General features: G+C 72.1%; 18 protein-coding genes, 1 pseudogene and 1 riboswitch. Of the genes and pseudogenes, 11 read left to right on the plus strand and 8 right to left on the minus strand.

The features are described from left to right. Positions 1-4: 4 nt before the first annotated feature. Positions 5-1,138, plus strand: coding sequence for an aminotransferase class I/II-fold pyridoxal phosphate-dependent enzyme (locus M8I34_RS27905; RefSeq protein WP_250053825.1), 1,134 nt, complete (start codon positions 5-7; stop codon positions 1,136-1,138). Next, positions 1,135-2,076 (plus strand): ornithine cyclodeaminase family protein, encoded by a 942-nt coding sequence (locus tag M8I34_RS27910; RefSeq protein WP_250053827.1) that lies wholly within the window; start codon positions 1,135-1,137, stop codon positions 2,074-2,076. Before M8I34_RS27905 ends, M8I34_RS27910 begins: the two co-directional genes overlap by 4 nt. Before the next feature lie 99 nt (positions 2,077-2,175). Here the strand turns inward: M8I34_RS27910 and M8I34_RS27915 are convergent, their stop codons facing one another. Beyond that, positions 2,176-2,694, minus strand: coding sequence for an SRPBCC family protein (locus tag M8I34_RS27915; protein WP_250053829.1), 519 nt, complete (start codon positions 2,692-2,694; stop codon positions 2,176-2,178). Positions 2,695-2,836: 142 nt separating this feature from the next. Here M8I34_RS27915 and M8I34_RS27920 point away from each other — a divergent pair, with 142 nt between their 5' ends. Continuing rightward, on the plus strand, positions 2,837-3,622 hold the full coding sequence (locus M8I34_RS27920; RefSeq protein ID WP_250053831.1) for a class II aldolase/adducin family protein: 786 nt from the start codon (positions 2,837-2,839) through the stop codon (positions 3,620-3,622). A 66-nt stretch (positions 3,623-3,688) separates the two neighbouring features. Here the strand turns inward: M8I34_RS27920 and M8I34_RS27925 are convergent, their stop codons facing one another. Then, positions 3,689-4,447, minus strand: coding sequence for a DUF4239 domain-containing protein (locus tag M8I34_RS27925; RefSeq protein ID WP_250053833.1), 759 nt, complete (start codon positions 4,445-4,447; stop codon positions 3,689-3,691). Between the two features lie 9 nt (positions 4,448-4,456). After that, a complete protein-coding gene (locus M8I34_RS27930; protein WP_250053835.1) occupies positions 4,457-5,044 on the minus strand; it encodes a hypothetical protein in 588 nt (195 codons plus the stop codon). 604 nt (positions 5,045-5,648) lie between these two features. On the opposite strand from M8I34_RS27930, the gene M8I34_RS27935 reads away from it, so the two are divergent. Both M8I34_RS27935 and M8I34_RS27940 read left to right on the plus strand, forming a co-directional pair. Then, positions 5,649-6,926: a hypothetical protein gene (locus M8I34_RS27935; RefSeq protein ID WP_250053885.1), complete on the plus strand. Its 1,278-nt coding sequence runs from the start codon at positions 5,649-5,651 to the stop codon at positions 6,924-6,926. Between the two features lie 236 nt (positions 6,927-7,162). Continuing rightward, the gene (locus M8I34_RS27940; RefSeq protein WP_244419226.1) at positions 7,163-7,708 is read left to right on the plus strand and encodes a TQO small subunit DoxD; all 546 of its coding nucleotides are present in this window, start codon (positions 7,163-7,165) and stop codon (positions 7,706-7,708) included. Positions 7,709-8,282: 574 nt separating this feature from the next. Here the strand turns inward: M8I34_RS27940 and M8I34_RS27950 are convergent. The 3 genes and pseudogenes from M8I34_RS27950 to M8I34_RS27960 all read right to left on the minus strand — a co-directional run. Beyond that, positions 8,283-8,489 (minus strand): annotated as a pseudogene (locus tag M8I34_RS27950) (chaplin); the annotation flags it as partial. Between the two features lie 420 nt (positions 8,490-8,909). Beyond that, positions 8,910-9,140, minus strand: coding sequence for a hypothetical protein (locus M8I34_RS27955; protein WP_250053837.1), 231 nt, complete (start codon positions 9,138-9,140; stop codon positions 8,910-8,912). After that, complete coding sequence (locus tag M8I34_RS27960; RefSeq protein WP_250053839.1) at positions 9,137-10,615, minus strand: PspC domain-containing protein; 1,479 nt, start codon at positions 10,613-10,615, stop codon at positions 9,137-9,139. Before M8I34_RS27960 ends, M8I34_RS27955 begins: the two co-directional genes overlap by 4 nt. Before the next feature lie 332 nt (positions 10,616-10,947). On the opposite strand from M8I34_RS27960, the gene M8I34_RS27965 reads away from it, so the two are divergent. The 4 genes from M8I34_RS27965 to M8I34_RS27980 all read left to right on the plus strand — a co-directional run bounded on the left by M8I34_RS27965 (position 10,948) and on the right by M8I34_RS27980 (position 16,195). Further along, positions 10,948-12,693: a serine/threonine-protein kinase gene (locus M8I34_RS27965; RefSeq protein ID WP_250053886.1), complete on the plus strand. Its 1,746-nt coding sequence runs from the start codon at positions 10,948-10,950 to the stop codon at positions 12,691-12,693. A 95-nt stretch (positions 12,694-12,788) separates the two neighbouring features. After that, positions 12,789-14,087: an ATP-binding protein gene (locus M8I34_RS27970; protein ID WP_250053841.1), complete on the plus strand. Its 1,299-nt coding sequence runs from the start codon at positions 12,789-12,791 to the stop codon at positions 14,085-14,087. 89 nt (positions 14,088-14,176) lie between these two features. Next, positions 14,177-14,887: a response regulator transcription factor gene (locus tag M8I34_RS27975; RefSeq protein WP_250053898.1), complete on the plus strand. Its 711-nt coding sequence runs from the start codon at positions 14,177-14,179 to the stop codon at positions 14,885-14,887. A 183-nt stretch (positions 14,888-15,070) separates the two neighbouring features. Continuing rightward, on the plus strand, positions 15,071-16,195 hold the full coding sequence (locus M8I34_RS27980) for an esterase family protein (RefSeq protein WP_250053843.1): 1,125 nt from the start codon (positions 15,071-15,073) through the stop codon (positions 16,193-16,195). 25 nt (positions 16,196-16,220) lie between these two features. On the opposite strand, the gene M8I34_RS27985 is transcribed toward M8I34_RS27980, so the two are convergent. Further along, on the minus strand, positions 16,221-17,354 hold the full coding sequence (locus tag M8I34_RS27985) for a C40 family peptidase (protein WP_250053845.1): 1,134 nt from the start codon (positions 17,352-17,354) through the stop codon (positions 16,221-16,223). Positions 17,355-17,678: 324 nt separating this feature from the next. Here M8I34_RS27985 and M8I34_RS27990 point away from each other — a divergent pair, with 324 nt between their 5' ends. Further along, the gene (locus tag M8I34_RS27990; protein ID WP_030082926.1) at positions 17,679-18,032 is read left to right on the plus strand and encodes a hypothetical protein; all 354 of its coding nucleotides are present in this window, start codon (positions 17,679-17,681) and stop codon (positions 18,030-18,032) included. A 185-nt stretch (positions 18,033-18,217) separates the two neighbouring features. On the opposite strand, the gene M8I34_RS27995 is transcribed toward M8I34_RS27990, so the two are convergent. Next, a complete protein-coding gene (locus tag M8I34_RS27995; RefSeq protein WP_250053847.1) occupies positions 18,218-19,366 on the minus strand; it encodes a C40 family peptidase in 1,149 nt (382 codons plus the stop codon). Positions 19,367-19,373: 7 nt separating this feature from the next. Further along, positions 19,374-19,558: riboswitch (cyclic di-AMP (ydaO/yuaA leader) on the minus strand. A gap of 290 nt (positions 19,559-19,848) precedes the next feature. Between M8I34_RS27995 and pcrA the strand changes: the two genes are divergently transcribed. Continuing rightward, positions 19,849-22,305: a DNA helicase PcrA gene (gene pcrA / locus M8I34_RS28000; protein ID WP_250053849.1), complete on the plus strand. Its 2,457-nt coding sequence runs from the start codon at positions 19,849-19,851 to the stop codon at positions 22,303-22,305. Positions 22,306-22,316 lie beyond the last annotated feature (11 nt).

Consider the following 22,316-nt stretch of genomic DNA (forward strand, 5'->3'; position numbering starts at 1 on the left):
CACCATGACCCGGCTGCCCGACTTCCGGCTCGAAACGTACTTCTCCCGCTGGGAGTTCACCGCCCGCCATCATCTGACCGCCTCCGACGTCCAGACCATGACGCTCGCCGAGCTGCTCGGGCTGGCCGACGACGAGGACCGGGAGGCCTTCGGGAATCTGTCCCTGGGCTACACCGAGACCTTCGGCGACCCGGCCCTGCGGGAAGTGATCGCCCGGACGTACGAGCAGGCCGGCGCGGACGACGTCATCTGCTTCGCGGGCGCCGAGGAAGCCCTGTATCTGGCGATGAACGTGCTGCTCGGCGCCGGTGACCACGCGGTGGTGGTGACCCCGAACTACCAGGCCGCCGAGACCGTGCCGCTGGCGCTGTGCGAGGTCACCGGCGTGGCCCTCGACGCGGACCGGGACTGGGCCCTGGACCTCGACGAGGTGGCGGCGGCGCTCCGGCCGAACACCCGGGTCGTGTCGGTGAACTTCCCCAACAACCCGACCGGCAAGGTCCTCGACGCCGCCGACTTCCGCGCACTGGCCCGCCTGTGCGACGAGCGCGGCATCCACCTGTTCAGCGACGAGGTCTACCGCGGGCTGGAACGCGACCAGGCCCGCACCCTGCCGCAGGCCGCCGATCTGTCCGAGCGCGCGCTGTCGTTGAACGTGACCTCGAAGTCCCTGGGGCTTCCCGGGCTGCGCATCGGCTGGATCACCTGCCGCGACCGCGCGCTGCGCACCCGTCTGGAGCGGGCCAAGCACTACACCACCATCTGCAACTCCGCGCCCAGCGAGGTCCTGGCCCGTATCGCCCTGAAGGCCCGCGAGACGATCCTGCACCGTAACCGGGCCCTGATCGCCGCCAATCTGCCGGCCTTCGAGGCGTTCTTCGCGGAGTTCGCGGACGACTTCGCGTGGCGGCGGCCGGACGGCGGATGCGTCGCCTACCCCCGCTACCTCGGTGCCGACGGAGTGGAGGAGTTCTGCACCCGTCTGGTCGAGGAGGCCGGCGTCCTGCTGCTGCCCGCGAGCATCTACCGCTCCGAACTCACCGCCACCCCCGCCGACCGTTTCCGCATCGGCATCGGCCGCCGCAACCCGGAAGAGGGCCTGGCGGCCTTCGCAGACTGGATGCGGGCGCGCCGATGACGCTCCCGGTCTTCGACGCGGCCGCCATCGAACGGGCCGTCACCTCGCGACTGGTCCTCGACACCGTCCGTGCGGCGCTGATCGCACACGCGGAAGGCCGCACCAGCGTGCCGCCGCCGCTGCACCTGGACTTCCCCGAAGCCGACGGGGACTGTCACGTCAAAGCGGGCCGGATCACCGGGGCCGCCGACTTCACCGTCAAGATCGCGACCGGCTTCTACGGCAACCCGGCGCGTGGCCTCCCCGCCCACCACGGTCTGGTCTGCGTCGTCAGCGCCCGCACCGGAGCGCCGCGCGCCCTCCTCGACGACCGCGGTCTGCTGACCGCTTGGCGCACCGCCGCCGCGGGCGCGCTGATCACCCATGCCATGGCCCGGCCCGCCGCCGGCACGCTGGCCGTCTTCGGCACCGGCGAACAGGCCCGTCTCCAGGCGCTCTGGCTGGCCGGACTCCGGCCGCTCGGCCCGGTCCTGGTCCACGGCCGCACCCCGGACAAGGCCCGCGCCCTGTGCGAGGCACTCGCTGCACACGGTCTGGCCGCCCGGCCCGCCACGGCGGCGGAGGCGGCCCGGGCCGACATGATCATCACCGCGACGCCGGCCACGGCCCCCGTTCTGGACGCCGCCATGGTGCGCCCGGGCGCCCATGTGACCGGCATCGGCACGGACATGCCGCACAAGAACGAGCTGCCGCCCGCGCTCTTTCACCGCGCACGGCTCATCGCCACCGACGACCACGCCCAGTGCCTCGACCACGGAGACTTCGGCCACGCCGTCCGCGCCGGGTCCGCCGCCGAGGACGGCGACATCGCGGCCGGGCTGCTGCTCAAGGCGCCCGTCGACCGGCCGGACACCGCGATCACGGTCGCCGACCTCACCGGTGTCGGAGCACTGGACGCGGCGCTCGCCTCGGCCGTCCTCAGCCGGCTTCGGGAGTGAACGCCCGGAGACCACCGCTTCGCCGCGGCCGCCGCTCCCCGCCTCCGTCGTGGCCCGCGGGAACGGCGGCGCACAGGAGCCGCGTCCTCAGGCCTGCCGTCAGACCCGTACGGCCGAGGCCAGCCGCTCCAGCGACGTGGCCATGGCCGGGCCCATCCGCTTCGGGAAGCCGGGCAGCTCGACGACGAGGCGGGGGAGCCGGGCGCGCGCCCAGTCGTAGGTGTGGGTGACCCGGGTGGTGCCCCCGCTCCCGGTGCCGTCCATGCCCACCGTGCCGCCCGTGCCGTCAGCGTCGTCCGGGCCGTCCACGGGCGTCAGCTCGTAGCGCCAGCGCTGGCCGCCGACGAGCCGCCGGCCGCGGAACTCACCCCAGGTCTCCCAGGCGATCAGCCGGTCCTTCTCGTACTCCACCACGACGTTCACCGACCGGTACGCGAGGCGCCCCTGCGCCATCCCCATGCTGAACCGGTCGCCGGGGCCCAGCAGCGACGGGCCCTCCGGGCGGCCGCGCAGCATGCCCGAGCCGTCCAGCTCGGCGTGCCTGGCCGGGTCCCGGAGGACGGCGAAGAGCTGCCGCGGTGTGGCCTCGATGTCCTTGCTGACCGATATGGCCCTCATGGTGCCCCCTCTGCTGCCGTTCCTGGAGCCCTCATCATGCAGCCCGGGCCATTCGCGCCGGTCACGCCCCTGGTTACCTCGGGTAGTGGAAGGTAGCTTCCGCATCGAGCATCAAGTGCCGTACGTGCCAGGAGGAGCCGCGATGCCCGAGCCGACCCCCATACCCACCGAACAACTGCATTTCGCGATGCCGCCGGCGCACCAGACCATCGAGGACGAGCGGCGCCATCGCAAGGAGCGCCTGGTCGCGGCGCTGCGCCTCTTCGGACGCCTCGGTTTCGAGGAGGGCGTCGCGGGCCACATCACCGCGCGCGACCCGGAGTTCCCGCACTGCTTCTGGGTCAACCCGTTCGGGATGTCGTTCCGGCACATCACGGTCGGCGACCTGCTCATGGTGAACGCGGAGGGGAAGGTCGTCGAGGGCCGCCACCACGTCAACCAGGCGGCATTCGCCATCCATGCCCAGGTCCACCGGGCCCGTCCCGACGTCGTCGCGGCGGCCCACAGCCACTCCACGTACGGCAGGGCGCTGTCCTCGCTGGGGGAGCTGCTGGACCCGATCACCCAGGATGTCTGTGCGTTCTACGAGGACCATGCGCTCTTCGACGACTACACGGGCGTGGTGGTGGACGAGGCGGAAGGCCGGCGGATCGCGGCCGCGCTCGGGCCGCACAAGGCCGTGATCCTGCGCAACCACGGCCTGTTGACGGTCGGCGACTCGGTGGACGCGGCGGCGTGGTGGTTCATCACGATGGAGCGCTCCTGCCAGGTCCAGCTGACCGCGAAGGCCGCCGGAAAGCCGGTCCGGATCGACCACCACAACGCCGTCCGCACCCGCGAACAGCTGGGGAACGACCTGGTGGCCTGGATCAACTACCAGCCGCTGTACCAGCAGATCGTGCGCAGCGAGCCGGATCTCTTCGACTGACGGGGCCGCTGCGGGCGCGGGGCCCCGCGGGACGGACGGTCGTCCCGCAGAGCCCCGCCCCCCGCCTCAGGGATGCGGGAACAGATCGAAGAACGGTGAGGCGGTGGCGGCGATGCCGCGGCTGAACGGCGCGTCGAAGTCCCAGACGAGGAACAGCAGGAAGGCGATCAACGCGCTGAAGAGCCCGGCCATCAGCAACTCCCGCCCCGAACGCCGGATCTGGAGGGTGAACATCACGCCGATGGAAATGGCACCCCCGATGATCAGCCCGAACCACACCACACCCGGCAGCGTCGAATCGGCCGCGTCCGCACGGGCGGTACGGGCCCCGTCGGCCACCGCGACCTGGTCGACGAGGGGCTGGTAGGACTGCCCCTGGAAGTCGTTGCCCGGGTGGTAGTCGGTGACATCCGCCCGGACCTTCGTCAGCAGATCGGTGCCCTTGCGGGTCAGCTCCCCCTTCTCGGCCATCACCGGCCACTCCTTGTGCACCACGTACGACACATACGCGTCGACGTCCGCGCGGATACGGTCCCGCACCGGCGCCGGGTAGGCCCGGGCCCGCGCGCTGACCTCGTGCAGCGCCTGCGCCTCGGTCCGTACGGTGTCCTCGGCCGCGCTTCTGGCCTCCCAGACTCCGGCGATGGCCAGGCCCAGCACGATTGCGTAGACCACCCCCACCATCATCGTCAGATACTCGATCACATCGGGTGTTTCGCTCGGGTCGTCGTCCTCACTGATCCGGCGCTCCTTGAGGACGGTGATGGTCAGGACGACGCCACAGGCAGCGACCATGGCGAGGGTCAGTACCAGCCATTGCGACATGGAGACCTCCTACGAGGAACGGCGCCCGGCGGAACCGGACGAGGAGCTCGAACGGGGACGCAGGGCGGCGCCGGCCAGCACGGCCGGGGCGGTGATCAGCAGGGTCGTGGTCACCACGGAGCGCCCGGCGCGCGGCTTGTGGGACACCGGCGCATAGCTGCGGGGCAGGGCGGGCGGTGAGGACGCCGGGCGGCTGACGCGCGGTTCGGGCGTGGGTGCGGGCTCGGGCGGCGGGGCCGCGGGGCGGGCACGGGGAGTCGGGGGCGGAGGCGGTGGCGGCGGCGGCAGGGGTGGTGTCGGCCGTGGCTTGGGGGCGGGCGGTGGTGGCGGCGCGGGCTTGGGGCTCTGCGGGCGCGGCGCCGGTGCGCGGGAGGGCGTGGGCGGGGGCTTGGTCGCGGTGCAGGGAAAGTGCCAGCCGGGGGGCATGGGGAAGTCGGTCGGCACGTCCACGGGCGGCGCCGTCCCGGCATAGGCGCAGTTGTCGCCGTCGGCCGGGCGTTGCTGCCGGCCGTGAGCGGTCGCCGACGGCGCGGTGACGAGCAGCGCGGCGGCCCCGGTCAGCAGGAGGAACGCGGTGGCGGCCAGGAGCCCGGCCACCAGGCGCCGGATGCCGCCGAGAGGGCGGGCGCGCCGGGCTCGGCGCCGGTGGGTGAGGTGGCGGGGTGGCGGTCCGCCGGCCTCCGGTGGTCCGCCGGCTTCCGGTGGTCCGCCGGGCCGGTCCCGGCAACTCGTTCCGAGCCGGCCACCCGGGCCTCCTGCTCCACCCTCTCCACCCTCTCCCCCCGCTCCACCCCTTCCGTCCGGTCCGTTCGCCCCCTCCTGTCCGTCCAGGTCATTGCGGCTGCGCGATCCATGAGGTCCGTGTATTTGGCACACGGCGAGAGCTTGCGCAGCGCGCGGACCCCTCAGCCGTCGCCGTGCCCCGGTTCGCCCGAATAGGGGACGCGCCGGGGGTGCGCGGGCGGCCGCTGGTCAGGTGTGCGGATTCCGGTTGCATCGGTACGGATGGGCGGGGCGCGTGCGACGCCCGGACCCACCGCTTGTCGTACGTCAACGCGCCGATGCGCCCGCCACCCGCCACCAGCTGGACGTTTGGCATCCGCCCCGGTCATCTGGGGCACAATTCGCCTCTGTACGCAACAAGTTGGCGGCGAGCGGCGGCGGGGCGGTAACGGACGTGTCGGTTGATGCGGCGGGCAAGATGGCCGGGACGGGCGAGCCGGGGGACGGCGCGGAGCGCGCCACCGGCGGCGAGTGCCGATGTGGACGGTGCCCGCACGGCGCCCGTACGGGGCACCGGCAGGCGGTCGCCGCGTTCGTCGCGCTGCGCGAGGACTTCGCGGCCGGGCACGGGGTGCCGGCCGGGCTCGCCCGCTCCGCCGGCGCGGCCCGGCAGTGGGTCTCCGACGAACTGACGCTGTCCGCACGGGAGGTGGCCAACCGGTGCGCCGCGGAACGGGTCGCCTGGCTGGCGTCCGTACGGTGGCGCAGCCTGCTCCTCGTGTGGGGCGCGGTGACCGCTCTGCTGCTCGGACAGGCGCTGACCGCCATCGGCGCGGGCTGGACGGTGGCCCGTACGGCGGGGCTGCTCGCGGCCGTCGTCCTGGCGCTGGGGCTGACGGCGGCCGCCTGGTGGCATCGCGCACACGGCGGGGCGCTGGCACCGCTGATCGGCGAGGACGGGCGGCTGTCCACCTCGCGGACGGTGGCGGCGGGCTGGGCGGGCGCGGTGCTGTACGCCGTGCTGACGATGGCCGTGCAGCTGGCGGTGGCCGCCGGCCCGGACGAGCGGCGCCGTCTGCTCCAGGGTCTGGAACTCGACCGGTCCGGCGCGCTGTTGGCGATGCTCGCCGTCGGTTGCGGCGTGGCCGTGCTGGCATACGGGCTGGTGACCGCGCGGGTGCGGTCGGGGCGGTTGCAGAAGGTTCCCGCGGAGCGGCCACGGGCCGCCGATCTGCTGGCGGACGACGCGGGGCGGGGCAATTTCCTCGACGTGCAGTACGTCCTGGTGAACGCGGCCGTGCTGGTGTGCGCCCTGGTGCGGCTGGCCGGCCGGCCGGCACACCTTCCGCAGCTGCCCTGGGGGTTGGTGGTGCTCCTCGCGCTCTCCGGGGCGACCTATCTGTGGGGGAAGGCGGTGACGGGCGGGCGCCCGGTGATCCTGTCGGTGGTCCGCTCCCGTGAGCTGGGCGATCTCGCCGCGCCGGTCCGTACCGGCGATGACATCGAGATCCGCGGCGCCGGCTTCGTCCCACCGGGGGCCGGGACGCCCGACCGGCTGGCCCGGACCGTCGTACGGATCGGCGATGTTCACGTCCCCGTCCCCCTGGTTCCGGTGGCCGGTGGCTTCGCCAATCCGACGGACGGGGTGCTGACCGTCCCGGTGCCGGTCGATGTCGAGCCGGGCCGGGTGACGGTCCGGGTGATCACGGCCGCGGGCGTGGAGACGAACGGCTACCCGATCGACGTCCTGGACTGAGGGCCCGGCGGGCGGCGCCGGGGTGGCCATGGGCGCCGCGGCACAGCGGGCGACGGAGGGGTGACTGCGAGCGCCGCGGCACGGCCTGCCGCCGTCGCGTGAGGATTCTGTGTGCCACAGTCGCCCGAAGTGCGTCGCCGCGTTGAACCTCTCGCACACGCCCGTACGTATCTCCCCACGAGGCGCGGGCGGGGGCACAATCGTCTGCGCCCGGAGGCAATGGAGAGGCGGACGTCATGGTTCACGCGAATCGTACGATCGGTGCCGAATTGGGAGGGGTGGCCGTTGAGGGCTCCGGCGCCGGGTTGCGGGGGCAGCTGGCGCGCCATGCGCTGCTCCCGTTGCGGCTCTTTCTGGGGGCCACTTTCCTCTACGCGGGGATCGACAAGCTGACCGATCCGGCGTTCCTGGCGGCCGGTGGCCCGGGGTCGCTCGGTGAGATGCTGCGTCAGGTGCATGACGCGGCGGCGTTGCCGCAGCTCGTGGAGCTCGCTCAGCAGAATCCGGTGGGGCTCGGCTATGCCATCGCGGGCGGTGAACTGGCCGTGGGCCTCGGGACTCTCGTGGGGCTGCTGGGGCGGCTGGCGGCCCTGGGCGGTGCGCTGATCTCGCTGACCCTGTGGCTCACCGTGAGCTGGGCGACCACGCCGTACTACTACGGCAACGACCTCGCCTATCTGATGGCCTGGGTCCCGCTCGTCCTGGCCGGTACGCCGATGTTCTCCCTGGACGCCGCCCTGGCCCACCGCCGCAAGCGTCATGGGACGCAGCTGTTCGGCTAGGGCGGGGCGTGGGGATCACCGGTGGGGCAGTAGTGGCGGCTGCCTGCGATGCGCGGTCCGGCCGGGCAGCAGGGGCCGCTTCGTCGCGGGACCGGCCGAGGGCCTGGTCTGCCACGTGCGTCGGCCGGGGCCCCTTGTGTGCGGGCCCCGGCCGGGCGCTGGTGAGCGCGGAGGATCGTGGCGTCCACCGGAACCGCCCGGTTCAGGTCCTGGTCGGCGTCGGCCCGGGCCATCAGCGCGGTGAACACGCGCTCCCAGGTGCCGCCGGCGGCCCACATCCGCAGCCGGTTGCGGGCCCTCTCCAGCTTCCCTGCTTCTCGGGCAGGTGGTGGACCCACCGTCTCGATCCGTGCAGTGCGTTTCAGGAAACGGCACGTCCGGACCAACGGTCAGCTGATCCGGACGAAACGGCCTAGCGCATGCCGCCGCCGCCGGTGTGCACGCCGCCGGACGGCCAGTGGTGGTGGTGCTTCTTCTTGTGGTGCTTCTTCTTGACGGGCTTCTGCTTGTGCTCGACGTGGTGGTGGTGGTGCCTGACGACGCGGTGGACCTCCACCCGGCGCACCACGTTGCCGTTGAAGCAGGTGTTGCCGAAGGCCGGGTTCAGCAGCCCCACGACGTTAATGGTGTTGCCGCACAGATTGACCGGAATGTGGACCGGGACCTGAATCGCATTGCCCGACACCACACCCGGTGAATTGGCCGCGCCGCCGCCCGCGCCGCTGTCCGCGAACGCTGCCGACACGCCTCCCAGGGCAGTACTTACCGCAAGAGCTGCCATAGCAGTCACCCGCGTGATCCGTGACATAACAATCTCCCGATCGATCCAAAGCGGCTCACTGCCGCTTCCTCTCCTCTCTCTTTCGGCGCGTAGCGCCTGATGCTGAGAGAATTTGCTAATATTTCACTCTTTCAGGGAATAAATGTGGTTAGTGATGGTTTATCGCTTGCGGTGGCTGCTGAGTAATGCGGTGCCCGTTCGCACCTCTGGCCTGCGGAGAACCTCACGAGACGGGTGCGGGTCCGTTGAATTGCGCGTCGGCGCGTGACCGGCCCCTCCCGCCGTGACGTCGAGGGGCGGTGCGCCGCTGTGAGTGCTCGCTGCTGCGGTGATGCACCCCAGCAGTGGTTCACTCCGGCCGGCTCGGACCGGGGCTTGTGGACGGTCGTTGGTCCGCTGGGCCGCGAGGACCGCGCCGGGTCAGGAGTGCGTCAGGGGCGGTGCGTCTGTGTCCGGGGCGCGGTGGCGGCGGATCGTGGCCCAGACGGCGGCGGTGACACCGGAGAGCAGCAGACCGGCAGGGAGGGCGAGGAAGAGCCAGAGGCCGGGGGCCTGCCAGAGGCCGAGGGCGTCGAGACCGTAGCCCGTGCCGAGGGTGAGGGCGGTGAGGCCCGCGATCAGACGGGCCGGTACGAACCGATGGCGCTTCACTCGGGGGCTCCCTCAGGGGTCGGGGCGGTCGGCGCTACGGGCGACGGCGGGGCCGGGGGCGCCGGGGCGGAGGGCGTCGGGCCGGAGGCCGGTGCCGAGCGCTCGATGACGACCTGTCCCGCGCCGAGTTCGAGATCCAGGTCCAGCGATCCGCGGGGCTTCTCGCCCTTCTTGAGGCCGTCGGCGGGCAGCGTGAGGATCCGCTCACCGCCCCCCGAGAGGCTCACATCCCGCGGCGATTCACCGGGCAGCTGGATGTCCCCGAGGCCGAGCGAGATATGGAGCCGGGTCGTGACGCCCTGGGGCAGCGTCACTTGGAGGCGGCCGAAGCCCACTTCCGCGCCGGTGTGGACCGTACGGCCGCCCTTGAGGGGCAGCGCGCCGAGGTCCAACCTCCCTTCTCCCGAACCGATCTCGTAATGCGGCCGGACCTCGCCGAGGGTGGTGGGGGTCCAGGTGCGCTTCTGCCAGTCGGTGGTGAGGGTGTCGGGCAGCGCCGTCGCGGCCGCCAGCAGCAGCGCCGTCAGCACCACCATGAAGACCGTGCCGCCGCCCGTCCGCCCGAACCAGGCGCTGAGGACGAGCCCCAGGCCGAAGACGACCAGCGCGCCCGCCAGCCCTGCCTGGAGGGCCGGTGCGAAGCCGTCGTGACGGGAGACCGCGAGGGCGGTGGCGCCGCCGGCGAGCAGCGCGAGCAGGAACGTCCAGCCGCCGATCGGGCGGCCGGTGCGCCGAGTTCGGCGCGGGACGGGGGCGGGAGGGGCGCCGTGCGGTGGCGGGGGCGGGCCGCCCGCGTCGGACCAGGGGCGAGGCCGGCCGGCAGCCGTCGCGGCGGCGCCGTGCTCGGAGCGGTAGGTGATGTCGAGCGGGAGCGGGGTGTTCTCGGGGCCCCACAGATAGCCCGGACCACCTGCCTCCCTGGAGCGCTGGTTGCGCCACCAGGAGGGGCTGGTCGGCACCGGGGGCGCCGTGGTCTCGGGCGGGGCGTCGGCCACCGCCTGGGCGGTGGCGGCGTCCACCGACTCCGGGCCCTTGGTCTCCACCTCCCGGCGCCGCCGCGACCAGTAGGCGGAACCGGCCGCCGCCAGCGTCAGCATGATGGCGAACGACATCATGCTGCCCTTGGCGAGGGTCGTCAGGAACAGTCCGCAGCCCACCAGCGCGAAGAGCAGCGCCGTCAGCGCGGGGCCCTCGACGCGGCCGGAGAGCAGCCTGCGGCCCTCGTTCTCGTCCTCGCCGTCGAGGGGGATGAGCAGCCATGCGAAGCCGTAGGCGATGAGGCCGAGGCCGCCGACGGCGAGCACGGCGAGCACGATCCGGAAGATCACCGGGTCGAGATCCCACTGCCGGCCCAGCCCGCCGCACACGCCGCCGATGACCTTGTGCCGCCGGCTGCGGCGCAGCGGGACGGACGGCGGGGTGGGGCCGGCGGGGTCGGCGGGCGCCGGCTCCTCGACGGGGGCTGCATCGTTCATGGAGCCATGGTGACAAGGGCGGACGAGCACCGGCATCCGTGAGAACCCTGGCAGATCCCTGAGATCTGTCGATGGCGGCCCTGATATGCCCCAGGGGGGTCCCGAAACCCCTCGTGGGTTCGCATATGCCCCCGCCCCTTTGGTCCCAGCGGGAACACGGGTGCGGACAGGTGGTGGCCGAAGGGTTCTCCGCCGGCGTGGGCGACTATCGTTGCGCCTTGAATACGTACGGGTTTCCGGAGGGGCGTGCGGTGACGGAGGCGGCGTCGGTGGACGAGGGGCGACTGGTCGCCGGGCGGTATCGCCTGGTCGAGCGGATAGGCCAGGGCGGTATGGGAACCGTCTGGCGGGCCCGGGACGAAGTCCTTGGGCGTCAGGTCGCGGTCAAGCGCCTGCATGTGGCGCCGCATCTCGAAGCGGACGAACTGGCGAGGCGTTACGAGCGCACCACCCGCGAGGCGCAGGCCGCCGCACGCATCAACCACCCCAATGTGGTGGGGGTGCACGACGTCGTGGACGACGCCGGGATGCCGTGCATCGTCATGGAGTACGTCCCCTCCCTGACGCTCGGCGACGTCATCAAGGAAGCCGCGCGGAAGGACAGTTCGGTCACGCCGCGCGAGGCCGCCCGTATCGGACGCGGCATGGTGGCGGCGCTGCGTGCCGCGCACTCCGCCGGTGTGCTGCACCGTGACGTCAAGCCGGGCAATGTGCTGCTCGGTGAGGACGGCCGGGTGGTGCTCACCGACTTCGGCATCGCGGTTGCCAGCGGTACGTCCACGCTCACCAAGACGGGCGAGCTGGTGGGCTCCATCGACTACTTGGCGCCGGAGCGGGTCAGAAGCGGCAAACCGGGTCCCGCCTCCGATCTGTGGGCGCTGGGCGCGACGCTCTATCAAGCGGTCGAGGGACGGCCCCCGTTCCGGAAGGACACCGCGGTCGAGACGGCGTACTCGATCGCCATGGACCCGCTCGAAGCGCCGCGCAACGCCGGGGTGCTGACCCCGCTGATCGAGGCGCTGCTCGCCAAGGAACCGGCCGACCGCCCGACGGCCGAGGTCGTCGAACAGGCGCTGCGGTCCGCCGAGGCCGAGGCGGAGACGGCGCTGTACGGCTGGCCGACGCTGGCACTGGGCACGGTCGGACACGGCGACCCGGAATCGACCGGCACGAACGGGCAGACGGAGGCGCCGACCCGAGCGGTGCCGCGCACCACGGGGACGGGAACCGCGTCGGGCGGCCCTTCGACGAGCACCGGGACCGGTGCCGGGACTCCCGCGGGCACGGACTCCGACACCGGCTCGGGTACGGGCTCGGGGACGGACATCGGCGCCGTGACCGGTCCCATGTCTGCCTCGGACACGGCCGGTGGCGGGCGGGCCGTGGGGGACCGTACGGAGGCGCAGGGCGGGGCCAAGCCCCGTGGGCGGCGTGCGGTGCGGGTCATGGTCTGGAGCGTCACCGGGGTGCTGGTCGCCGGCGGCGGTGCCGGCGCGGCCTGGTACCTGATGCACCGCGATGCCGACGGCGCGTCCCAGCAGGCCTCTGGCAAGGGCGCCCCGGTTCCCAACCGCCCCGCCAGCAGCATCGGACCGCCGCCGCCGCTCCCCGACGGCTACCGGACGGTGAAGGAGGACGCGCTCGGCGTGACCTTCCCCGTACCCAAGGGGTGGAGGCGCATTGTCAGGGACGGCGGCCGGCAGCTCATCTACGCCTCGGGGGCCAGCGAGGCGGAGGACACCCAGCGCGCCCAGCTGACCCTGAGCGTTCTGGACTTCTCCTCGCCCGATCAGGTGCAGCACTTCAAGGCCGTCGAGGCAGACTTCAAGAAGATCTACCCCGTCTACTCGCGGCTGCGGATGCAGCCGACGACCTTCCAGGGCGATCCCGCCGCGATCTGGGAGTTCACCTTCGGAGGCCGGGCCCGTACCTTCCGGGGGGTCGACCTCGGGTTCGGTCGTGAGGGCGCGAAGGAGTACGCGCTCTATGTCGCCGCGCCGCAAGCCGACTGGGCCAAGTTCGAGAAGGTCTTCTCGGTGCTGAAGGACGGCTTCCGCCGCACCGACCCGAAGAGCTGAGGCACGGCCCCGGGCTGCCCCCTCGGAAACGTCAGGGGCAGGTTCAGGGACGACCCTGATGTCCCGGGCCCGGGTGCCGTGTGACGATCGACGGCATGACCACCGCTCCGCCCCGCGCCGAGACGAGCTTCTCCCCGGCGCCGGACCCTGACGAGCCGCCCGTGCGCAAGCTGTACCGCAGCGCCGACGGGCGGTTGCTCGGTGGTGTCGCGCGCGGTCTGGCGGGGCATCTCGGGCTGCCGGTCTCCTGGGTGCGGATCGTGTTCGTGGCCCTGTTCATGGCCGACGGCATGGGCGCCCTGCTGTATGCCGCGTTCTGGTTCTTCGTGCCCCTGGGCGTCGGCGGCGTGGACCACCGGCACCCCGCCCCGGCCGACGGGAAACGGCGGCTGCGGCGGCACAAGCCCGATAAGGGCCAGGTCTTCGCGCTGATCGCGCTGCTCATCGGCACCGCGATCGTCGCCTCCAGATTTCAGCTGGGCCAGGCCAAGGGCTATGTCTGGCCGGTGCTGCTCATCGGCGCCGGTGTCGCCCTGGTGTGGCGTCAGGCGGACAACTCCCGCCGTGCGCAATGGCTCGAACTCGGCCGCCGCAAGGGCGTGCTGCCGGTGCTGCGCGGCGCGGCCGGGGTGCTGCTGGTCGGCATCGGGGTGACCGGCATCGTCGTGCTCCAGGGATCGGTGCGTCATCTCGGCTCGGTGCTCCAGGCCTCGCTCGCCGTCGTCGTCGGCATCGCGCTGCTGGCGGGTCCCTATCTGGTGCGGATCACCCAGGACCTCTCCGAGGAGCGGCTGATGCGCATCCGCGCCCAGGAGCGCGCCGAAGTGGCCGCCCATGTCCATGACTCCGTCCTGCACACCCTCACCCTGATCCAGCGCAACGCCGAGGACCCCCGGGAGGTGGCGCGGCTGGCCCGCGCCCAGGAGCGGGAACTGCGCGCCTGGCTCTACAAACCCGAGGGCCGCGGCAAGGAGGAGGACGAGGAGCCCGCCACCGTCGCGGAGGCGGTCCGCAAGTCCGCCGCCGAGGTGGAGGACGACCACGGTGTCCCCCTCGAGGTCGTGGTCGTCGGAGACTGCCCGCTGGACGAGGCGCTGGGCGCCCAGATGCAGGCCGCACGCGAGGCGATGGTCAACGCCGCCAAGTACGGTGGCGAGGGCGGCGCGGTGCAGGTGTTCGCCGAGGTGGAGGGCCTCACGGTCTTTGTCTCGGTGCGCGACCGCGGCCCCGGCTTCGACCTGGACGCGGTCCCCGAGGACCGGATGGGCGTACGGGAGTCCATCATCGGCCGCATGGAGCGCAACGGCGGTACGGCCCGGCTGCGTTCCGCCCCCGAGGGCGGCACGGTCGTCGAGCTGGAGATGGAGCGCCCGGCGAAGGAGCGCGAGACATGACCGGGACGGGCGAGGGGCGGCCGGTGGCGACACCGTGGGCCGGAGCACGGGATGATGGCGGGGCAGACATCGAGGGACGGGCGGAAGAGATGAGCAGCGAGGGCGCACAGCAGGGCGGGACCGGCGCGGCGGCCGAGGGCCGCACCGTACGGGTCGTGCTGGTCGACGACCACCGGATGTTCCGTACGGGGGTCCAGGCCGAGATCGGCGAAACCGGGCGCACCGGCGTCGAGGTGGTCGGTGAGGCCGCCGACGTCGACCAGGCGCTCACGGTCATCACCGCCACCCGCCCCGAGGTCGTCCTGCTGGACGTCCATCTCCCCGGGGGCGGAGGCGTGGAGGTGCTGCGCCGCAGCGCCGCGATGATGGCCGATCCGGAGCGCCCGGTCCGCTTCCTCGCGCTCTCCGTCTCCGATGCGGCCGAGGACGTCATCGGCGTCATCCGCGGCGGTGCCCGCGGCTATGTCACCAAGACGATCACCGGCACGGACCTGGTCAACGCGGTCTTCCGGGTCGCCGACGGCGATGCCGTCTTCTCCCCGCGGCTGGCCGGCTTCGTCCTGGACGCCTTCGCCTCGACGGACGCCCCGCCGGTCGACGAGGACCTGGACCGCCTCACCCAGCGCGAGCGCGAGGTCCTGCGGCTGATCGCCCGCGGCTATGCGTACAAGGAGATCGCCAAGCAGCTGTTCATCTCCGTGAAGACCGTCGAATCCCATGTCTCCGCGGTGCTGCGCAAGCTCCAGCTCTCCAACCGCCATGAGCTGACCCGCTGGGCGGCGGCCCGGCGGCTGGTCTGACCTGCACAACCGTCTCCGGGGCCGTGACGGGCCGCCGGAGAGCCGGGTCGTAAAGAAGCACCAAAGACGGGCAACCAGGACCACGCTGATCACCATCTAAAGGCGCGGAGAGGCTCACTGCCGAAGGCGGGGCCGGAACCACCCCCACGTCCTTCGCGTAGTTGTCCTGGAAGCGAGATCCCGATGAGCCTGACGGGCACGCCCTTCTTCCTCACCTCGGTCACGCTGTTGATCGTCGCCTTTGTGCTGCCGCTCGCCCTGTGGGGCCGAATAGCCGGGCCGCCCCTCGCGCGCGGCCTCGCCCGGCTGCTGATGCTGCTGTTCGCCCAGATAACGGCCATCACCGTGGTCTTCGTCCTGGTCAACAACGCCAACAGCCTCTACGACACCTGGGACGACCTGCTCGGCACCGGCAGCCATGTCGAGGCGGCCCGGGACCTCGGCCCCGACGGCATGGGCGGCCGGCAGATCAAGCACGAGCCCAAGCAGCTCCAGCAGTTCCGCCCGGCCGACGACCCCAGGGTGGGCCCCGGCGTCCGGATGACCGACCTCAAGGGCCGCATCTCGGGCGTCCAGGGCGAGGTGTACGTCTGGCTGCCGCCGCAGTACGACGACCCGGCCTACCGGAACAAGAAGTTCCCGGTGGTCGAGCTGCTGCCCGGCTACCCGGGCTCGGCGAAGTCCTGGCTGGGCTCGCTGCGCGTGGCCGAGCAGCTCCGGCCGCTGATGCAGTCCGGCCAGGTCAAGCCGGCCATCCTGGTGGCGCCCCGTACCAATCTCCTCCCCGGCGCGGACACCGGCTGCGTCAACATCCCCGGGAAGGTCAACGCCGACAGCTGGCTGACCGTCGATGTCCGCAAGATGGTCGTCGACAACTTCCGGGCCGGCGACAAGCCGGACTCCTGGGCCCTGGCCGGTTACTCGGCGGGCGCGCACTGCGCCACCAAGCTCGCCCTGGCCCACCCGGACCGCTACCGCGCCGCGGTCGCCATGTCCGGCTACAACGACCCGGCGCTCGAACGCGACTCCCTCGCCGGCAAGGACCCCAAGCTGCGCGTCGATTCCAACCCGATCCACATCCTCAAGGCCGCCAACGCGGCGGGGAAGCCGCCGCGTACGGCCCTGTATGTGTCGGGCGCCGCGGGCGACGGCTACCAGGCCGGTCTCGGGCTGCGGCAGTTCGCGCAGCTTCCGACCACGGTGACCGTGCAGCAGATCTCGTCGGGCGCGGGCGGCCACACCACGGTGGTGTGGAAGAACCAGGTACCGCGGATCTTCCAGTGGCTGGGGACGCAGCTCAGGGCGTGAGCGGGCGGCACCGCCCTCGTCGCCCCTACGCCGGCCGGGTCGCCGCCGCGAACGGCATCTGGTCAATCGGCGCGATCCGCACCGGCGCCCCCGGGTGCGGCGCGTGGATCATCTTGCCGTCCCCGACGTAGAGCCCCACATGGCTGATCCCGGAGTAGAAGAACACCAGGTCACCAGGGGCGAGTTGGGACCTGTCGATGCGTGGTCCGGAGCTGATCTGGGTGTAGGTCGTACGGGGCAGCGCGACCCCGCCGGCCTTCCAGGCGGCCTGGGTCAGCCCCGAGCAGTCGAACGCGGAGGGTCCCGTCGCGCCCCAGACGTACGGCTTGCCGAGGGCGGCGTAGGCGAAGGCGACGGCCCGCGCGGCACGGGGGTCGGCGGCCCGCGCCGCGGCCGCGGCGGCTTCCGGGCCGGTGTCGGCGCGAAGGCCGTCCCCGCGCCCGGTCCCGCGGTCCGCGCGGCCCTCGCCGGCGCCGGCGTGCGCACCGCCCCGGCCCGCCATCCGCTGCCGCTGCTCCGCGGTCAGCCGGCTGAGCAACTGCTCGGCGGCGCCCAGCTTGTGGACGACCGTGACCCGGTGCTTCTTCAGCGCCGCCTCGGTGTCCGCCAGCCGCTCCGCGGTCTCCTCGGCCCGCCGCTGGATCTGCCGTACGCTGCCGAGCCGGCGCGCGTAGCCGGCCACCGCGGTCGCCTGGTGGCTGCCCGTGCGCTGGAGGACCGCGGCGCCGTCCAGGTAGCGCTGCGGGTCCGCGGACAGCAGCAGCCGTACGGTCGGGTCGATGCCGCCGGAGCGGTACTGGCTCGCGGCCATGGTGCCCAGTTCGCTGCGGGCGGCGTTCAGGTTCTCGGTCCTGCGGGCGGCCTCGTCCTGAAGCCTGCTCAGCTCCTCGCGTGCCTTCTCGGCGGCTTCCTTCGCGCCGTTGTAGCTCTGCGTGGCCACCTCTGCCTCCTGGTACAGCACGTCGACCCGGTTCTTGACCTGGGCGGGGGTGGGCTGGGGTGCGGCCTGGCCGGTGCCGTCGAGGCCGGCGGCGGTGGCCGCACCGGCCAGGGCCAGGGTGGCGGCCGTACGGGCGGTGCGCGCGCTGCGCGAGCCGCCGGTGAGCGCGGCGAGCGGATGCTGCCGCGGCTTGCGGTGCGAGGCCACGGTGGCCGTCACTTCCTTCCCTTCGAGCCGCGGGCCCGGCGGCGGTCCGTAACGAGGGAACGGACCGCCGCCGCACCTCTCGGCGGGACGGCCGACAGGACGCCGGTGGGAGGCCGGCGATGGCGGGGAGTCGGCCGCCTGGAGGAGGACGCTAAGCCTGTGCGTCACGGCAAGGAGTCCGCTTGCCCGGGATTGTTCGCTTTCGACCGTGACCGGTGCACGGGTGACCATGGCACCGAGGCCGCACGGCCGGGACCGGGCCCGGCCTGACCGAAGCGGCGATTGTGGGCGCCCTGCCGGAAGGGCCGTGCTATGCGGCGGCTACGATCCAGCACTATGGACGTAGTAATCAATATCTTCGTCGGCCTGCACATCATCGGCATCGCCTCCCTGCTGGGCGGCTTTCTGACCCAGATGAAGGCGATGAGCGCGGGCACCGCCCGCTTTGTGCCCGCGATGCTGCACGGTGCGCTGACGATGCTGGTCACCGGCATCGTGCTGGTCGGCCTCAACCAGGCCCAGGACCACAGCCTCAACAACATCAAGCTCGGCATCAAGATGGCCGTTCTGGTGGTCATCCTGGCGCTGGTCTACGTCAAGCGGGACGAGGAGAGCGTCGCCAAGCCGGTCTTCGGCGCGGTCGGCGCGCTGACGGTGGCCAACATCTTCATCGCGGTGCTCTGGACCTGAGCGGAGCGGCCGGCGGCGCGGTAACAGGGCCCCGCGCTCCGGGATGAACACCCCTCCGCGGCACCCGGGAAGAACGCCCCTCCACAGCACACCGCGCGGTCCTCGCACTCCGTTTCGGGAGGCGACGGCCGCGCGGTGGCGTGTGGGGGGTGACCGTGGGGGGTGGCCTGAGGGGGAGCGGGGCCTCAGCCCGGGCGGACGCTCCCGTAGATCGGCATGTAGTAGATCGACTCCTCCCGGACGTTGGCGCCCGGGTGCGGGGCGTGGATCATCTTGCCGCCGCCTATGTACATGCCCACGTGGCTGATGTCGTCGTAGAAGAAGACCAGGTCACCGGGCTTGAGATCCTTGGTGGCGATCCGCTGGCCGACCTTGACCTGGTCCCAGGTGGTCCGCGGCAGATCGACGCCGGCCGCCTTCCACGCCGCCTGGGTCAGCCCCGAGCAGTCGTAGGAGCTGGGGCCGGTGGCGCCCCAGACGTACGGCTTGCCCGTCTGGGCGCGGGCGAAGGCGAGCGCCTTCTCGGCCTTGGCGGAGGACGAACCTCCGGTGGAGCCGTCGTCGGTGCCGCCACCGGTCTGCCCGCCGGACGGGCCACCGCCGTCGTGCTGCCGCTGTCGCTCCCGCTCCTGCTGCTTGCGCGCCTCCTCCTCGGCCTTGCGCTTGGCAGCCGCCTCCTTGCGGCGCTCCAGCTCCGCCATCCGCGCCTTCTCCTGGGCGGTCAGCCGGGACAGCAGCTGCCGGGCCTCGGCCAGCTTGCCCTGCACGGACCGCTTGGACTCCTTGAGGGAGGCCTGCGACGTCTGGAGCCGCTCCAGGCTGCGGGACGCCTCCGCGCGCTGCCGGGCGGCCGCCGCCTGCTGCTCCTGGTAGTCGGAGACGGCCTGCTTCTGCCGGCCGGTCATCCGCTCCATGAGGTGGCTGCGGTCGAAGAACTGCTGCGGGTCCTTGGCGAGCATCAGCTGCGCCGTCGGGTTCAGGCCGCCGGTGCGGTACTGCGCGGAGGCGAAGGTGCCCAGCATGCGCCGGGACTCGTTCATCTTCTCGGCGCGCTTGGCGGCGGCGTCGAGCAGGCCGTCCACGGTGTCGCGCTGGGCGTCGGCGCGCTCCTTGACGGCGTTGTACTTCTGGGTGGCCACCTCGGCCTCGTGGTAGAGGCCGTCGACCTTCTGCTTGACCTCTTCGATGCCGGGCTTGGGCGCCCGGGGTGCCGCGTTGGCGGACTGCGAGAGCAGCGTGGCCGAGGCGAGGGCGGCGGTGGTGAGTCCGACCGCCGTACGACGGCCTCCGGGTGAGGCGAGAATGCTGGTGCGCGGCTTGCGATGCGACGCCAAGGCCGGCGACTCCTTCCGTGGACCGCCTACCGGGTTAGCTGTCGGGTTCGGGCGGTGTCGCTGACGGAAGGCTTGCCCTACGGTCCGGACCTCCGCCGACGGCGGCTGCCCGGATCGATTCACCCCGGTGGTGCTGGTGGGTCCCCGGCTCCGGATGCCTCAGGGCAGGGCCGGACTCGGCGTGGGCGGCCCGTGCGGACGCTGTCGTCCACGGGGAGGCGGGCTGCCTGAGCGAGGACGTTAGCCAACTCGTGTGGCTCCTGTGAAGGCTGATGTTCGATATGCCCGAAACCTTTTCGTGACCTGAACGCGATGCGGGGGTTGTTGTGGCAGATGTCGGATTCGGGTAGACGACGCGGTGCCCGGTCTGTGAAGGGCCCGGCCTCCTGACCTGCCGCGGCGCCACGGCCCGCTCCGTATGCGTCCCGCAATTGCCTACTCCGCGGCGGGCTGTCAGTGCGGCAGCCTAGACTCGGTGGGCGATGAGCAGCCTCTTTGACGACAGCTTCCTGGCGGACCTCGGCCACAAGGGCGAGGAGGAGCACCAGCCGCCTCCCGAGGACGAGCACGGCCCGGCCCCGGAGGAGATCCCCGCCGACCTCTTCGGCGGGCGGTTCGACGCGCCCGCCCCCAGAGAGGCGTTCTACCGCGACGGCGCCGCCCGTCCCGCCCTCGACCCGGCGACGCTGCTGGAGGGGCTCAACGACGAGCAGAAGGCCGCCGTGGTGCATACCGGCGGCCCGCTGCTGATCGTCGCCGGCGCCGGCTCCGGCAAGACCCGGGTGCTGACCCACCGCATCGCGCATCTGCTCGCCGAGCGCCATGTCCACCCCGGCCAGATCCTCGCGATCACGTTCACGAACAAGGCCGCCGGTGAGATGAAGGAGCGTGTCGAGGAGCTCGTCGGCCCGCGCGCCAACGCCATGTGGGTCTCCACCTTCCACAGCGCCTGCGTCCGCATCCTGCGCCGCGAGTCCAAGAAGCTGGGCTTCACGTCCTCCTTCTCGATCTACGACGCCGCCGACTCCAAGCGCCTGATGGCCCTGGTCTGCCGTGATCTGGATCTGGACCCCAAGCGCTACCCGCCCAAGTCCTTCAGCGCGAAGATCTCCAACCTCAAGAACGAGCTCATCGACGAGGAGACCTTCGCCGGGACGGCCGCCGACGGTTTCGAGAAGACCTTGGCCGAGGCGTATGCCATGTACCAGGCGCGGCTGCGCGAGGCCAACGCCCTGGACTTCGACGACATCATCATGACGACGGTCAACCTGCTCCAGGCCTTCCCCGATGTCGCCGACCACTACCGCCGCCGCTTCCGCCACGTCCTCGTCGACGAGTACCAGGACACCAACCACGCCCAGTACACCCTCGTCCGCGAGCTGGTCGGCCCCGCCGAATCCGCCGCCGAGCTGTGCGTCGTCGGTGACGCCGACCAGTCGATCTACGCCTTCCGCGGCGCCACGATCCGCAACATCCTCCAGTTCGAGGAGGACTACCCGGACGCGACGACGATTCTGCTGGAGCAGAACTACCGCTCCTCGCAGACGATCCTCTCCGCCGCCAACGCGGTCATCGAGCGCAACGAGAACCGCCGCCCCAAGAACCTCTGGACCGACGCCGGCGCCGGCCCCAAGATCACCGGCTATGTCGCCGACACCGAGCACGACGAGGCCCAGTTCGTCGCCGACGAGATCGACCGGCTGACGGATGCCGGTGACGCCAAGGCCGGCGATGTCGCCGTGTTCTACCGCACCAACGCCCAGTCCCGTGTCTTCGAAGAGATCTTCATCCGGGTCGGGCTGCCCTACAAGGTCGTCGGCGGCGTCCGCTTCTACGAGCGCAAGGAGGTCCGCGACGTCCTCGCGTACCTGCGGGTGCTCGCCAACCCCGAGGACACCGTCCCGCTCCGCCGCATCCTGAACGTCCCCAAGCGCGGCATCGGCGACCGCGCCGAGGCGATGATCGACGCCCTGTCGCTGCGCGAGAAGATCACCTTCCCGCAGGCGCTGCGGCGGGTCGACGAGGCGTACGGCATGGCGGCCCGCTCCGCCAACGCCGTCAAGCGCTTCAACGTCCTCATGGAGGAGCTGCGCACCATCGTGGAGTCCAAGGCCGGACCCGCCACGATCCTGGAAGCGGTCCTGGAGCGCACGGGCTACCTCGCCGAACTCCAGGCCTCCACCGACCCGCAGGACGAGACCCGGATCGAGAACCTCCAGGAACTCGCCGCCGTGGCCCTGGAGTTCGAGCAGGAGCGTGGCGAAGACAATCCGGGCACCCTCTCCGACTTCCTGGAGCAGGTCGCGCTGGTCGCCGACTCCGACCAGATCCCGGACGAGGACGAGGAGGGCAGCGGCGTGATCACCCTCATGACGCTGCACACCGCCAAGGGCCTGGAGTTCCCGACGGTCTTCCTGACCGGCCTGGAGGACGGCGTCTTCCCGCACATGCGCTCGCTGGGCCAGACCAAGGAGCTGGAGGAGGAGCGCCGGCTCGCCTATGTCGGCATCACCCGCGCCCGCGAGCGGCTCTACATCACCCGCTCGACGATGCGCAGCGCCTGGGGCCAGCCCTCGTACAACCCGCCCTCCCGGTTCCTGGAGGAGATCCCGGGCGACTACGTGGAGTGGAAGCGGACGGGCCCGGCGACGCCGTCCGCGTCGATGGGCGGTATGTCGGCGGGCAGCGGAGGCGGCGGCTTCGGCGGCGCACTGTCGTCGTCGCGCGCCAAGGGCCCGAGCGGCTTTGCGACCCGTCGCGCCAGCGACCGTCCGGTGGTCGCGCTGACCATCGGCGACCGCGTCACCCACGACAGCTTCGGGCTCGGCACGGTCGTCGGCGTCAAGGGCAGCGGCGACAACGCCGAGGCCACGATCGACTTCGGCGGCGAGAAGCCGAAGCGGCTGCTGCTGCGGTACGCGCCGGTGGAGAAGCTGTAACGGGAGCCGTG

Source organism: Streptomyces sp. MCA2 (assembly GCF_023544705.1).
Classification (GTDB): domain Bacteria; phylum Actinomycetota; class Actinomycetes; order Streptomycetales; family Streptomycetaceae; genus Streptomyces; species Streptomyces decoyicus.